Origin of the sequence: Pleurocapsa sp. PCC 7327, assembly GCF_000317025.1 — a bacterium.
In the GTDB taxonomy this organism is placed as follows: domain Bacteria; phylum Cyanobacteriota; class Cyanobacteriia; order Cyanobacteriales; family Microcystaceae; genus Hydrococcus.
This window is the reverse complement of sequence record NC_019689.1, coordinates 4820679-4834880: the sequence shown is the minus strand read 5'-3', so window position 1 is coordinate 4834880 and position 14202 is coordinate 4820679. Positions and strand designations below refer to the sequence as shown.

The 14202-nt window shown below is 47.3% G+C and carries 12 protein-coding genes; 5 read left to right on the top strand and 7 right to left on the bottom strand.

Translation table 11 applies throughout. The features are described 5' to 3' along the window. Positions 1 to 59 precede the first annotated feature (59 nt). Entirely contained in the window at positions 60 to 2534 is a 2475-nt protein-coding gene (gene lon / locus PLE7327_RS21765) for an endopeptidase La (protein ID WP_015145920.1), read from the top strand. Between the two features lie 33 nt (positions 2535 to 2567). Continuing rightward, complete coding sequence (locus tag PLE7327_RS21760; RefSeq protein WP_015145919.1) at positions 2568 to 2783, top strand: hypothetical protein; 216 nt, start codon at positions 2568 to 2570, stop codon at positions 2781 to 2783. Positions 2784 to 2820: 37 nt separating this feature from the next. On the opposite strand, the gene PLE7327_RS21755 is transcribed toward PLE7327_RS21760, so the two are convergent. Then, positions 2821 to 3810: a diguanylate cyclase gene (locus PLE7327_RS21755; RefSeq protein WP_015145918.1), complete on the bottom strand. Its 990-nt coding sequence runs from the start codon at positions 3808 to 3810 to the stop codon at positions 2821 to 2823. Positions 3811 to 4174: 364 nt separating this feature from the next. On the opposite strand from PLE7327_RS21755, the gene PLE7327_RS21750 reads away from it, so the two are divergent. Together PLE7327_RS21750 and PLE7327_RS21745 are read left to right on the top strand one after the other, a co-directional pair. Then, positions 4175 to 7108 (top strand): RNA helicase, encoded by a 2934-nt coding sequence (locus PLE7327_RS21750; protein ID WP_041393745.1) that lies wholly within the window; start codon positions 4175 to 4177, stop codon positions 7106 to 7108. Positions 7109 to 7180: 72 nt separating this feature from the next. After that, on the top strand, positions 7181 to 8008 hold the full coding sequence (locus PLE7327_RS21745; protein WP_015145916.1) for a hypothetical protein: 828 nt from the start codon (positions 7181 to 7183) through the stop codon (positions 8006 to 8008). 122 nt (positions 8009 to 8130) lie between these two features. Here the strand turns inward: PLE7327_RS21745 and PLE7327_RS22950 are convergent, their stop codons facing one another. The 3 genes from PLE7327_RS22950 to PLE7327_RS21725 all read right to left on the bottom strand — a co-directional run bounded on the left by PLE7327_RS22950 (position 8131) and on the right by PLE7327_RS21725 (position 10368). Further along, complete coding sequence (locus PLE7327_RS22950; protein ID WP_015145915.1) at positions 8131 to 8850, bottom strand: COP23 domain-containing protein; 720 nt, start codon at positions 8848 to 8850, stop codon at positions 8131 to 8133. Between the two features lie 16 nt (positions 8851 to 8866). Further along, entirely contained in the window at positions 8867 to 9718 is an 852-nt protein-coding gene (locus PLE7327_RS21735; RefSeq protein ID WP_015145914.1) for a CPBP family intramembrane glutamic endopeptidase, read from the bottom strand. A gap of 245 nt (positions 9719 to 9963) precedes the next feature. After that, positions 9964 to 10368, bottom strand: coding sequence for an AbrB family transcriptional regulator (locus tag PLE7327_RS21725; RefSeq protein WP_015145913.1), 405 nt, complete (start codon positions 10366 to 10368; stop codon positions 9964 to 9966). 455 nt (positions 10369 to 10823) lie between these two features. On the opposite strand from PLE7327_RS21725, the gene PLE7327_RS21720 reads away from it, so the two are divergent. Further along, a complete protein-coding gene (locus tag PLE7327_RS21720; RefSeq protein ID WP_015145912.1) occupies positions 10824 to 11807 on the top strand; it encodes a succinate dehydrogenase/fumarate reductase iron-sulfur subunit in 984 nt (327 codons plus the stop codon). Between the two features lie 224 nt (positions 11808 to 12031). Here PLE7327_RS21720 and PLE7327_RS22945 read toward each other — a convergent pair whose 3' ends face one another. The 3 genes from PLE7327_RS22945 to PLE7327_RS26795 all read right to left on the bottom strand — a co-directional run bounded on the left by PLE7327_RS22945 (position 12032) and on the right by PLE7327_RS26795 (position 14187). Then, a complete protein-coding gene (locus PLE7327_RS22945) occupies positions 12032 to 12490 on the bottom strand; it encodes a hypothetical protein (RefSeq protein WP_015145911.1) in 459 nt (152 codons plus the stop codon). A 202-nt stretch (positions 12491 to 12692) separates the two neighbouring features. Further along, positions 12693 to 13877: an NAD(P)H-quinone oxidoreductase subunit H gene (locus PLE7327_RS21710; protein ID WP_015145910.1), complete on the bottom strand. Its 1185-nt coding sequence runs from the start codon at positions 13875 to 13877 to the stop codon at positions 12693 to 12695. Between the two features lie 112 nt (positions 13878 to 13989). Next, positions 13990 to 14187 (bottom strand): zinc ribbon domain-containing protein, encoded by a 198-nt coding sequence (locus PLE7327_RS26795; RefSeq protein WP_144266239.1) that lies wholly within the window; start codon positions 14185 to 14187, stop codon positions 13990 to 13992. Between the last annotated feature and the right edge of the window lie 15 nt (positions 14188 to 14202).

Below are 14202 nucleotides of genomic sequence, written 5' to 3'. Positions count from 1 at the left end.
GGATTTTATAGCATTAAGGTAAGAAGACCACTCTTGAATCGACAGGATGAGGAGGTATTATGTTCCCGCTTCCACACCTAGCGCTTAAACCGAGAGAAAAATTAGAAACGGGTTTTTTGCTGCCGCTACGCAACATTGTCCTATTACCTGGCGTGACTTTGCCAGTGGTAGCGGGACGACCACGATCGGTATCGGTGGCGGAGTCGGTAATGATGACGGAGCAAAAACAAGTCATCATTGCTGCCGTGCGTCCAGAAGCCGTTCAAAAGCTAGAAAAGGAAGAAAAAGCTGAAATTGAGAGCTTAGAAGAACTCTACCCGATCGCCACCTTAGCAGTAGTCCATAAGATGCTTCGGTTGCCCGTAGGACCGATTCAGCTTATCATCGAAGGTCAAGAGCGAGTCCGCATCGAACAACTATTGCAGACCGAGCCGACTTATATTGTTAAATTTGAGCGCTTGCCCAACCTGACAGTAGAAGCGGCGATCGCGGCAGGAGCGCAGCAACAGTCAATCCAAGCTCTCACGAGCGCGCTGAAATCCCTCTGGCAAGAAGCAGCCTCCCTCAATCCCAACTTTCCAGAAGAAGTCCTGACGGTCTTGCTCAATATCGAATCTCCAGCACAGTTAGCCTATCAGACTGCCATTTTACTTCAGCAGGAAGTCCCCAAAATGCAGACCTTGCTAGAGCAAAACGATCTGGAATTGCTTCTGCGACAAGTGCTGGCAGACTTGCAAAAAGAAATCGAAGTCCTGCGTCTGCGCGGTGAAATTCTCGGCGAAACCAAAAAGGAAATCGACCAGCAGCAGAAAGAATTCTTCCTGCGCCAGCAACTAAAGAAAATTCAGGAGGAACTCGGCGAAGTCGATTCTGAAAAACAGGAGATCGAAGAATTGCGATCGCGTCTAGCAACGGCCAACTTGCCAGAACCAGCTGAAAAGCAAGCCAAACGCGAATTGGCTCGCTTAGAACGCATCGGCAGTGCCTCGGCAGAAGGCGGGGTCATTCGCACCTATCTAGACTGGCTCCTAGAAATGCCGTGGAATAAGACGGTTGAAGATAATCTCGATTTGCAAAATGCCAGAGAAGTTCTCGATGCCGACCACTACGGTCTGTCCAAAATCAAAGATCGCATCATCGAACACCTAGCCACTTTCAAGCTCAAACGAATGGCTCGGAACGAGGACACAGAGGAGGAAAAGCCAGAACGACACGACGAGCGTTACAGCATCGGAACGGTAATCTGCTTCGTCGGACCGCCAGGAACTGGGAAAACCAGTCTGGGTCGGTCGATCGCTCGCGCTTTGGGTCGTCCTTTCGAGCGGATCGGTCTCGGCGGGTTGCGAGATGAAGCCGAATTGCGGGGTCACCGCCGCACCTACATCGGCGCCATGCCTGGTCGTATCGTACAGGCATTGCATCGAGCCGGAGTCAAAAATCCCGTCATCATGCTCGACGAACTCGATAAAATCGGTATGGACTATCGCGGCGATCCGGCATCGGTATTGCTAGAAATTCTCGACCCGCAGCAAAACTATAGTTTCCGCGATCTCTACCTCGATTTGGACTTCGACCTGTCTCAAATCCTCTTTATCGGTACGGCTAACGATTTGTCTCGCGTGCCTGCACCCTTGCTCGATCGGCTAGAAATTATCGAACTGTCCGGTTATTCTGAAGAGGAAAAACTGGCGATCGCCGAGCAATATCTCTTGCCCAGACAAATCGAAAAGGCAGGACTGCCAGCGAATGCCGTACAGCTTTCGACAGAAACGCTGCGTCAAATAATCGAACTCTACACCCGCGAAGCTGGGGTACGCAAGCTCGAACAGCAATTAGGAACGCTGTGTCGCAAAGTTGCCGTCCGCTATGCCAGCGGCGAAACCAGGCCGACTATCGTTCATCCCGAACAACTCGAAGAACTGCTCGGTCCGCCGCATTTTTGGCGAGAAGAGAAGCGCAAAGTCAGCCGGCCAGGGGTAGCGACGGGTTTAGCTTGGACCGTGCAAGGCGGAGAAATCCTTTTTGTCGAAGCGGTTTTACTGCCTCAAGGGAAAGATTTGACTCTAACGGGTCAGCTTGGGGAAGTCATGCAAGAATCCGCTAAACTGGCTTATTCCTACATCTGGTCTAATGCGGACGCGCTCGGAATTGACGTTAGCGCCTTCAAGAGCAACGGTTTGCATCTCCACGTTCCGGCGGGTGCAATTCCCAAAGATGGTCCGTCAGCCGGAGTGACGATGGTAGTTGCGATCGCGTCTTTGCTAACCAACCAACCCGTTCGCACCGATACTGCTATGACTGGAGAAATCGACCTCAGCGGCGAAGTTCTACCCATCGGCGGAGTCCGAGAAAAAGTGTTAGCTGCTCGCCGAGCTGGGATTACTCGTATCATTTTACCCAAACAGAACGAAAAAGATTTGGCAGAAGTGCCGCAAGACGCACGGGAAAAGATGGAATTTATCCTGTGCGATCGCATCGAGCAAGTTTTAGAAAATGCTCTCGTGCGACGACAGATGAACCAACCTGTGGTTTGATAATGGGGAAAGCGTTTTTTGGCTGTCGTCCTCATGTCCAACCTGTCTGCATTTGAATTCGAGGCGATCGAAACTATTGGCACAATAATATTAATTATCCCAATCCTTGCTACAAATCTCTCCCCCGCTCTCCCCATCTGTAGCAAGATTAAAGAGAAACGAGATAACTTTGAGGGAGCGCTAACCGATGCAATTGCATGGATGGCACTATGTATCGATATCGGTTGTCGCGTTGCCTGCTCGGCTTAGGTTTTGATAGCTTGCAATTAAGTTTGATAGCTTGCAATTAAGAAATACTTCTTAATTCCGACTTCGATTGACAGCTACAAGAAGATGAGACGACGGGAACACTAATCCCTACTCGGTTGCGTCCTTGTTCTTTAGCGCTATAGAGAGAGCGATCGGCGCGTTTTATAATGGCATCGAGCGTTCCGTCGCCGGGTTGATAAGTCGCTATGCCGATGCTGATAGTTATGGTTACGGTTTGTTCGGCAACTTGGAGGGAGTTTTTGGCGATTCTTTTGCGTATGCGTTCGGCAACTTTTGTCGCTTGAAGTTCTTCTGTTTCCGGCAAAAAGACTAAAAATTCTTCTCCGCCAAATCGCCCAAAACAATCAACTTGGCGAAGGTATTGCGTAATCGATCTTGACATGGCAATCAAAACGCGATCGCCGATATCGTGTCCGTAGGTGTCGTTGATTTGTTTGAAGCGATCGATATCGATCGCTAAAACTGAAAAGGGATGGGCATATCGCTTGGCGCGGTTGAATTCTCTCTCTCCAAACGCTAATAGAGCGCGACGATTCGCCACGCCTGTTAAAGGATCGGTGTTGACTAATTTTTCCAATTCCGAATAAGCTTTCTGCAATTCATCCCAATTTCGTTTTAATTTCAAATGGGTTCTAATGCAAGCCAGCACTTCTAACTCGTTGGATGGTTGGCTCAAGGAATCGACCATGCCGCTATCGAGCGTTTCGAGCAATGCCTCTTGTTCCCGATTAGCGGTCAGAAAAAGCTTAGGAATTCGAGCATACTCAGAATGGGCATGTAGGGTTTTGCCTATTTCTAGCGGGTTTGCATCCTGCTTGGTGAGATTGAAAAGAATTAAATCTGGTTGGAGCTGTTTAATTGCCTCTAGCGCTTCCTGTTCGTTAGCCACAAAAGATATGTCGTACCCCGTTGCTGCCAACCTGGCGATCGTCGGCTGAAGATTATCATTATCGCTAGTGCCATCTACAATAAGAATATGGAAGTCTTGGGGGTTAAACGCTTTCATTAATACTTGTGTCCTACCAAATAAATCTAGAAAAATTTTGACTCGACCGATCGCAATAGCGAATGAAGTTTCTTCTGTGATGTTTATAGACGTTTCTAGACTTTCCTAATGTTCCTTATACACAATTTTCGATAAGTATAGAATTTTAGTTTATTTTGTTTTGGTAATGAATTGAAGATTTTATTTATAAAATAAAAATTAAGTTAAATAGGCTAAGTCGAAGACTAACCTATTCGCTCCTTCAGGTAAAAGCTGGGAAGCATTTAGTTTTAATAAGTTAACCCATCCTCATAGAGTGTCGCTTACAATATAGCCAGTACATGACAACTCGCCCTTGTTAGGAGTTAGAGAAGAAAAACCATTAGTGAAAGAACGTCTAAGCAATCCCAAGTTAAATCTTAAAGAACTATTTCCGTTTAAACTGGATGATTTCCAACAAAAAGCGATCGCAGCTCTCGATGCCGGGAAGTCTGTTGTCGTTTGCGCTCCCACTGGTTCAGGTAAAACCTTAATCGGAGAATACGCCATCTACCGCGCTCTGTCGCGGGGCAAGCGAGTCTTTTACACCACGCCACTAAAAGCGCTTTCCAATCAAAAGTTTCGAGATTTTCAAGAGCGATTTGGCAGTTGGGGAGATGGAGAGGCAACCGAAAAGGTCGGTTTGATCACCGGAGATGTAGTCTATAATCCCAATGCCCCGATCGCGATCATGACCACGGAGATTTTCCGTAATATCCTCTACGAAACTCCCATCGGACAGGTGGGGACATCGCTAGAAAATGTAGAAAGCGTAGTTTTAGATGAATGCCACTATATCAGCGATCGCGGACGGGGAACGGTTTGGGAAGAATCGATTATCTACTGTCCTCCTACTATCCAGTTAGTTGCCCTCTCCGCTACCATTGGCAATCCAGAAGAACTGACGGACTGGATCGAGCGAGTGCGCCTCGCGGCTGGATCCAAGGAAAATGGAAAGCAAGTTATTTATCACTGCGCGTTAATTGACTCCGACTACCGTCCCGTTCCCTTGCGATTTTTCTTCTCCACCAAAGAGAAGCTATATCCCCTTCTCAATTCCAAGCAAACTGCCATCAATCCCAGCCTCAAATCGAAGTCTCCTAGAGAAGAAAAGCGGCGACGCAGACGAGAAGACTGCCCCAGTATCCTGACTGTGGTCGAACAGCTAGTCGAACGGGATTTACTGCCAGCAATCTATGCAATCTTCAGCCGCCGAGGGTGCGACCAAGCGGTTAGAGAACTCGAAGATTTGGTACTCGTTAATGAATCGGAAGCCAAAGCCATTATCCACAGGCTGCTGGTCTTCTTTTTGTCTGAAAATCCCGACTTACAAGAACGACTGCTGGCATTTTTGGCTCAAGAAACGCCTATCTTACACAAAAAGCTACTCGATTTTCTAGCCAACAATCCCGATGCCACCTCAAACTTGCTGGATTTTTTAAGCGAAAATCCCCAAGAACAAGTCAAACTATGGGATTTTATGGCAGAGAAGTCCCATTTCATTCGCTTCGATCAGCTAGAACCTCTAACGCGCGGGATTGCTGCTCATCATGCTGGAATTCTTCCCGTCTGGAAGGAATTAGTCGAACAGTTATTCGAGCAGGGGTTGGTCAAAGTGGTTTTTGCCACCGCTACCCTTTCGGCAGGAATCAATATGCCCGCCCGAACTACCGTTATTTCTGCCCTCAGCAGGCGCACGGACGACGGACACAGCATGTTGACTCCTTCTGAGTTTTTACAACTCGCCGGGAGAGCCGGACGGCGAGGGAAAGATGAGGTAGGCTATGTGGTGACGGTACAGACTCCCTTTGAAGGAGCAAAAGAAGCTGCTTATCTAGCAACAGCCAAAGCCGAACCGCTCAAGAGTTGTTTTACGCCTTCCTACGGCATGGTTTTGAATTTACTGCAAAAACATACTCTAGAGGAAGCCAAAGAATTACTAGAACGCAGCTTTGCCGAATATCTAGCGCAGTCGAAACTCGCCCCAGAAAAAAAGGCGATCGCCGAATTGACTACAGAACTGGCAAAAATCGACGTAGAACTAGCCGGACTCGACGATCGCGACTTTGCCAGCTATGCCAAACTCAAAGAACGTCTCAAAGAAGAAGAACGGCTCTTAAAAATCCTTCAGCAGCAAGCAGAAGCTAACAAAAAGCACGAAATCGCCTCTCGGCTGGCAGAACTTTCCCCTGGTAGCTTGCTTGCCATCAAAGGAAAACACGTCAAGGTGGCTTCTCCTCTGTCTGCCGTTTTTGTCGCTAAAATCCCCGGTTCGGGACAAGCGCCCGATCTCGTTTGTTTGGGAGAAGATAATCGCTGGTATATCGTTACGCTGGCTGATATTACCGACATACTGCCTGCTATCTTGCCACAAGGAGCGCAATTATCCGTACCGGAGTTAGAAGCGCTTCTAGAAGTGTCGTCTTATCACCACTGCGGTCCCTGGCATAAAGGAGACGAGAAGACTGCCGCGATCGCACAGCAAATTACTCGGCGGCTTGATGCGACGGCAGCAACTGCTCCCGAAGTCATTGCCCAGCAGGAGCGAATCGATCGCGTTCGAGCCAATCTGGATAATCATCCCCTGCAACAGCAAAAAAATCCCGCTCGCCTGCTCAAACTGCATCAACGCCGCCTCACAATACGAGAACAACTCTACAGAAGTCACGCAAAATATCAGAATCAACAGGCACATAAATCCTATTATTGGCAAGATTTTCTCAATCTAATTGAAATTTTGCGAGAATTTAGAGCACTCGATGGGCTGGTGCCGACTCCTCTGGGACAAGCAGCCGCAACCATTCGAGGCGAAAACGAACTTTGGCTCGGTTTGGCATTGATGTCAGGAGCGTTCGATCGCCTGGAACCCCATCAATTGGCGGCTGCTATGAGTGCCTTGATTACCGAACCGCTACGCCCCGATACTTGGACGAATTATCCGCCGTCCCAAGAAGTGTTAGAAGCCTTTCGCAAAACCGAGTCGCAAGAAATCGGCTTACGGGAAATTCGACGACAGCTATACCAGGCGCAAGCGCGATACGATATTGCCATCCCCGTTTGGTTGGATACTCAGTTGATGGGTTTGATAGAACAGTGGGTATTGGGAATAGATTGGAACGAACTTTGCGATAATACCAGTCTCGATGAAGGAGATATCGTTAGGCTTCTGCGTCGAACTATCGATCTGCTTTGGCAGATTCCGCAAATTCCGGGCGTTCCTATCTCTTTAAAAAGTCAAGCCAGGGTCGCAGTCTCGATGATGAAACGGTTTCCGGTTTGAAGATGGAATCGATTTGCATTAATCTATTACTCATGCCTATCGCCCCAAGAATAAAGGATAAGGAGATGACTCGTGTTAAAAAGTGTTTCGAGGTTCAAAAGAGTAGCTTTTGGTCTGAATACCCTCAAAAAACGCAAACTCATAGCACTTATCTCGTATCTTTGCCCTTTTGTCCTATTTATCTCTCCAGCAATTGCCGTCACCGCCCGATTGGGAGTCGTCAAAGCCCAAGAAAATGCAGCGCAATGGCAAGAAATTACTAAACGGCTACGAGCAACGGGTGTAGACTACTGCATCGTCGATGCATCCAAATGGCGAAATGAAACCGATTTAGGGGGCGTTCGCGTCCTGCTGCTGCCCAATGTAGATAGCCTCAATTGGGCGCAAGCCAACGCTTTAGAAGTCTGGATGGCTAGAGGCGGGCGCGTCATCGTTACCGGACCGACAGGCAACCTCTCGCTACCGGAAGTACGCAAACAATTGCGATCCCTTTTTGGCGCTTATTGGGGATTTTCTAATTCCTTTCCCATTGCTCTAGAAGCCGTAGGCGGTCAGCTAGCGCCGACTCAACCGCAAGCTATGTCTGGCGACCTCGTTGGCGGCACTCTCATCCCGACAAAGACTGACAGCGAACCTGCGGCTATTTGGGTAACTGAAGAGAGGGTTCCAGCCGTCGTCTTTTCCAAACGCGCTATCTATATCGGCTGGCGTTGGGGAATGGAAGGCGTAGCAACGCCTGCTTTTGACACGGCTTGGTTAGAAGCAGCGCTTGGTCGCTACGGCGTAACTCGCGAGAGCAACCTCTCGATGCTGAAGCGATCCGAACCAGCCCAATGCAATGAGGGCAATCCCTTGCTTTCTCCCCAGCAAGAAGCCCCCATACTGCGCGATCGCGAATAGTAGAGTCGAGATCGTGACTAATTAAACAGATTTGATTTGATAAACGTCATTGTCAAGCTAGCTACACTCGCTAAAACTATTAGCGATCGCCAATTCATCTTAAAGGTTATCGCTTTGTGCCATTACCACCTGCTTCCTCCACTATTAGAAGGAAGTTCTAGCGGTTTTTGAGAATTATTCGGCTGCGTTGTCGGGGGAAAGCTCGGAGAGTTACCCGTTCTTTGGGAAGAAGGAAGTTCGAACGGTCTTTCGGAATTGCTAGGTTCCAATGTGGGAGCAACGTTAAGATAGCGATCGAGATCGAAGGTTACAGAGCCATCTTGATTGTGCGTAATGACGTTACTGGGTCTTCTTGCAGCTATAGCGGTGCTATTTGTCGTCTCGCCTCCACCCGTTAGCTGAGCGGAAGGTCCGCTCGTCCCTTGGCGATTTGCAGCTATCTCTTGCAAGATTTGATTCGCGTTTTGATTGGGTCTGAGGGTAAATAAAATATTATCTCCGCTCGCCTCGCAGCTCGTTCCAGCACAAATTACGGGTTGGTTTTTAACTCTGCCGCTAGTAAGATGACTTAGTCTTCCCTGCGCTTTGAAACTCATCATGCGTTCCGTCACTTCTTGGCAGCGTCGCCTGGGAGGATAACCTGCTTGACTGAAATATCCCGATACCCACCTGAAGATAGGGACTGAACCGCTTGATGTTTGTGCAAAGGTAGTCGGTATCCCGCTCTTGTCTTCCGTGCAGATAAAAGCGCTCGCTTGCGCATCGCTCGCCCTCTCGCCAATAACTGTAATAAACGCGATCGCGGCTGTCAGAATTCTTAAGAAAGATAGTTTGAGCGACATGGCTAATCTAGCAATCTCAGTAGAAGAATTTGAGAAATCCTACACTCAGGATAGCTCCCGTTCCGAATAAACACAAAATTCCGGCGATTCCCGCTATGGGTTGCCCTCCGATCCCAGTTATCCAAGGGCTGCCCTTACCTGTATAGAAGAGCAATTGCGCGGAATCAAGAGATGATAGCCCCCAAATCCAACCAGCGTGCAATCCGCAGGCTAATCCCAAGCTTCCATCATCGACTAATCTCGCACCCACGAGGATCGTGCCCATCAACCATAACCCAGGTAGTTGAGGAATTGTCTGCGCCCGCTCCCAAATTAAATGTAATAGAGCAAAAATCGTGCTAGATACGATTGCAGCCACTGCAATCTTGTAGCTCTGTTGCAGTTCGTCGAGCAAAAAGCCGCGAAAAATTAATTCTTCTGTAATACTTATCCACAATGCCAATGCGAGTAGGGGAAAAATAACCGAGCGAAGGCGGGGCAAATTTTCCGTTTGCCATTGCAGCCAACCGAGCGATCTCTCGACCGTAAAAACGACGATTAATCCCCCAATTCCTAAGCTCAATCCTGCTACTGTAGATAGAAAAAATTTGGGTTGCCAAGTTAATCCATAGTCAGCAAAAGAAGACTTTTCAATTGTGGCAGCACCCCAAACAATAAGGGGGGCGATCGCGTATAGCGGTGCCAACAAAGCAAGTTTTAAAGCTTGCCTTAGAGGTTTAGTTGGATGCCAATTAAATCGCCATGCAATCGGAATTGCTATCGGCAACCACGCGATCGCCCAAATTAAAAAAAAGACGCCTATCTTAAGTAGGGAGTTTGCTCCTCGCAGCCACTCAAAAAATAGATTCAGATTCGGTTGAAGCTCCAAAAATTTTCCCTAATCTTAAAATTTTCAGGAATTTACTTAAGACGCTTTGACTCGCCTAATTCGATCGGTTTGCGTCTGCTAGGGCGAGCCTAGAAAATACAATCGCCCTTTTGGTAGACCCTTTATGCTTGTCTGCCCGATTAAATAGCAGATTTTGATGGAAATTTAATCGCAAACGCGCTTTATCTCTTCTTGCGCCAGTTACCTCGATCGCGGTTTCGATCGATGTTTTTGCTGCCAATCGATTACGCGGTTAAAGCTTCTTCGGAGTCTTCAACTTCCGAATCATCTTCAATTTGTTTGAGGTGAATGTGTTTGTATCCGAGTTTGATAACAAACTCATCGCCCGGTTTTAATCCCATCTGTTCGGTATAAGTCGAACCGATGACAATTTGACCATTTTTGTGAACGCTAACGCGATAGGTAGGTTCGCGTCCGCGCCCGTCTTTTGCTCCGCCTGGTTCTAGAGGAACGCCTTTCGCTGCTAAAACTGCGTCATAAAAATCTGTTAAATTAACGCGCACTTGTCCGTCTTTAGTAGAGTAATAGCCGCAGCGCTTTGCTGTTTCTCGCCGAGGTAGATGGGATAGCTCTTTTACTTTTTGAAGTAGTGCTTTTCCTGTTAAGGGGGCAGTCGCGGTTTCACTCATAATCCTCTCAATGTTCCTTTCTTTTTCTACTAATTGTCTTTTGTGTTTTTGTTGTTAAGATTCATCTTATCAAAAATATGACGTTATCTGCTTAAACTTTGACAAAAAAATTTTCAAGAATTATAAATTTAAGACTAGAATGGTTAGAGGAAGACTGAATACAGGATATGTCTATAGTCTGAAAACCCCTTAACAGGGATTTAAGTGCAAAATAATCGAGAAATTCAGTCAATCTGCCAACAAAACAAAAAGAATAAAGTAGAATTGAGGCAGTCTCAGAGGTTAGCTCGGAAAACGAGTTGAGCCAATATACCATCCTCTAAAGACTACTTAGATAATTCCTGGAAGCAGCTTAAAGTTTTGGTAAGCTTGAAGCAGCGCGATTGATCTATGGAGTTATTTTTCCCAAGATCTAAAGATTTTTTTAAAAAATAAACGATCAAACGATTGAAACCATGCAAGTCAGTTTTAAAATTTTTCGACAGCAGCCCAACAGCGCACCTAGTTTTCAGACTTATACCTTAGAAGTAGAGCCAGGAAATACAATTTTAGACTGTCTCAATCGCATTAAGTGGGAACTCGATGGAACCCTCGCTTTTCGGAAAAATTGCCGCAACACTATTTGCGGTAGCTGTGCGATGAGAATTAACGGTCGTTCTGCCCTGGCATGTAAAGAAAACGTTGGCAGCGAACTTGCTCGCTTTTCCCACGGAGCGGATACTCAGCTCCCAGAAATTATCGTAGCGCCAATGGGCAACATGCCTGTAATGAAAGATTTGGTCGTAGATATGACAAGCTTCTGGGATAATTTAGAAGCCGTCGATCCCTACGTCAGCACCAGTGCCAGACAAATTCCAGAACGAGAATTCTTGCAAACGCCAGAGGAGCGATCGCGTCTCGATGCATCGGGCAATTGTATCTTGTGCGGCGCTTGCTATTCTGAGTGTAATGCCCGCGCGGTCGATCCCTCTTTTGTCGGTCCCCACGCCCTAGCCAAAGCCCAGCGCATGGTGGATGACTCCCGCGACGATACCACGGAAGCTCGCTTGGAGAAATACAACCTGGGCACCCAAGGAGTTTGGGGCTGCACGCGCTGCTATATGTGCAATGCCGTCTGTCCTATGGATGTCGCCCCGATGGATCGCATCGGCGAAATCAAGCAGGAAATCCTAGAGCGTAAAAATGCCCAAGCCAGCCGTTCGATTCGCCACCGCAAGGTGTTGATAGAGTTGGTCAAGCAAGGCGGCTGGATAGACGAGCGCAAGTTTGGCTTATATGTCGTAGGAAATTATTTCCGCGATTTGCGAGGGCTAATGAGCCTTGTGCCTTTGGGATTGCGAATGGTAACGCGCGGGAAGTTTCCCACCTATTTCGAGCCATCCGAAGGAACCGAAGAAGTGCGATCGCTCATTGAAGCCGTTCAAGCAAGCGAGCAGTAAATCACCTTAGTTAAAACCTTAGTTAAACTATCGATCGAATACCGAAGCTTGACCTTATTCTGAAATAGGTACTTTCTCGAATATTGCCGTCTTTGGTACTATCAGATCGATCATTTGGACTTCCTCAGGAATGAGTAGCCATACATAACCATCAACAGATGATCCTCTCTTCACTAAACCCATTGTAATGGAACTAGTGGAACGAGCAATTCTGCCTGAACGATCTATCTCCGTACCGTCCCTCCGAGCCTGTTCTCTTGCCGCCTTGTCAACCACATAATCACATAATCATAGGATTCGTAACGTTCATTAGTTTTAGGATTTCGTGCTATTGTTTGGTCTGGCGAAATTATATGAGTTACACCACCCTTAAGGTTACGAACCCGCACTTGGACATTGACAATATTTCGCTGCCCGTCATCTGGATTTTGAATCCGCTTGACCGACAATAGTTCGACTTGTGCCCTATCTTTAAATGCGTATTGCACAAACTGACCGGGCTGAATTTCAGTGTTCGCCTGTTGGTCAGATTCAGTTTCGGAAACAGTAGGTGAGCTTTGCACAAAGTCGTTGAGTTCACGAAAGCTCTGCTGTAATTGGAACATTTGAGTGAGTGCAAAGCCTGCGCCTGCTAGCGCGATTACAGACAGCAGAACTGCGACGCCTGATAAAAAAGTGTTCATATGGTTGCCTCCAACTGGCTTTTCGGTTGAGGATGTTTGTCTATTTTTTATTGGCATCGCTAGTTGGACTTGGTTACAGCATTAAACCTCACGCTATTCTAACGCGAGCTTGGGATAAGAAAAGTAGGGGCGAACGGTTGTTCGCCCCTACAAGTCATTTACTAGAAAATAGGATAAATTCTACCCAGTCACCAATCACCGATTATCTATCCACCGAACCCATAATAATATCGATACTGCCGAGAATCGCTACAATATCTGCTACTTTTACTCCTTTAAGAATATGGGGTAAAATTTGCAGGTTGTTGAAATCGGCTGCCCGAATTTTCCAACGCCAGGGGAAGACATCATCGTTGCCAATAATAAAGATCCCTAATTCCCCTTTTCCGCTTTCGAGGCGGACGTAATGTTCGCCCTTGGGAATTTTAAAAGTCGGTGCGACTTTTTTGGCGATGTACTGGTAATCGAAATCATTCCACTGAGACTTTTTCCCTTCCATCATCCGCTTCGCTTCCAGATTTTCGTAAGGACCGCCGGGAAGTCCTTTAAGTGCCTGACGGATAATTTTTACCGACTCCCGCATTTCCCGAATCCGTACCAGATAGCGAGCATAACAATCGCCAGCTGTTTCCCACTGAACTTCCCAGTCAAAGTCATCGTAGCACTCGTAGTGGTCAACCTTACGCAAATCCCACTTCACCCCGGAAGCCCGTAACATGGGACCGGAAAGTCCCCAGTTAATTGCCTCTTCGCGGCTAATCGTTCCTACGCCTTCGACGCGGCGACGGAAAATAGGGTTATTGGTGATTAGCTTCTCGTACTCATCGACTTTCGGTTCGAAGTAGTTGCAGAAATCTTCGCACTTATCAACCCAACCGTAGGGTAAATCTACTGCCACGCCACCGATGCGGAAGTAGTTGTTATTGACCATCCGATAACCGCTTGCCGCTTCCCAGAGGTCATAAATCATCTCCCGTTCGCGGAAGATGTAGAAAAAAGGAGTTTGAGCACCTACGTCAGCCAAAAATGGTCCCAACCATAGCAGATGATTGGCAATGCGGTTGAGTTCCAACATAATGACGCGGATATACTGGGCGCGTTTGGGAACTTGAATGTCAGCTAATTTTTCTGGCGCATTAACGGTAATTGCCTCGTTAAACATCCCCGCCGCGTAGTCCCATCGACTTACGTAGGGGACGTACATGACGTTCGTACGATTTTCGGCAATTTTTTCCATCCCTCGATGGAGATAACCGATGACGGGTTCGCAGTCGATTACGTCTTCCCCGTCGAGGGTGACGATCAAGCGAAGTACGCCGTGCATTGAGGGATGGTGGGGACCCATGTTAAGTACCATGGGTTCGGTTCTGGTTTCAATTCTTGCCATACTACAGCAAATGTCCCCTCATCAAAAAATTGGTAAGGTGCTTTGGTTGCTAAAACTGGCAGCTTGAAAAAGCTTTTAAGATACCAGAACGGCAGCACCTCTCTTTTAATCATTATCTTTTAATCATTATAAGTATTAACTGTCTGGGTTTCGGCAAGTCCTGCCGTACCTTTGTTGTTGTTTTAAGCAGCAATCGATATTGATTTACTGCTTTGGCTTTGATATTCCTAGCTGCTTGCCAATTGGCATCATCGACATGACCGCAATTGGTGCAAACAAATTTTTCACCTTTCCTACTTGCAGCATCAATATGTCCGCTTCCGGT

Coding starts and splice junctions, on each gene's coding strand:
- lon (WP_015145920.1), top strand. CDS start 60: ATGTTCCCGCTTCCACACCTAGCGCTTAAACCGAGAGAAAAATTAGAA.
- PLE7327_RS21725 (WP_015145913.1), bottom strand. CDS start 10,368: ATGAGTGAAACCGCGACTGCCCCCTTAACAGGAAAAGCACTACTTCAA.
- PLE7327_RS21760 (WP_015145919.1), top strand. CDS start 2,568: ATGTCCAACCTGTCTGCATTTGAATTCGAGGCGATCGAAACTATTGGC.
- PLE7327_RS21755 (WP_015145918.1), bottom strand. CDS start 3,810: ATGAAAGCGTTTAACCCCCAAGACTTCCATATTCTTATTGTAGATGGC.
- PLE7327_RS22950 (WP_015145915.1), bottom strand. CDS start 8,850: ATGTCGCTCAAACTATCTTTCTTAAGAATTCTGACAGCCGCGATCGCG.
- PLE7327_RS21710 (WP_015145910.1), bottom strand. CDS start 13,877: ATGGCAAGAATTGAAACCAGAACCGAACCCATGGTACTTAACATGGGT.
- PLE7327_RS21720 (WP_015145912.1), top strand. CDS start 10,824: ATGCAAGTCAGTTTTAAAATTTTTCGACAGCAGCCCAACAGCGCACCT.
- PLE7327_RS22945 (WP_015145911.1), bottom strand. CDS start 12,490: ATGAACACTTTTTTATCAGGCGTCGCAGTTCTGCTGTCTGTAATCGCG.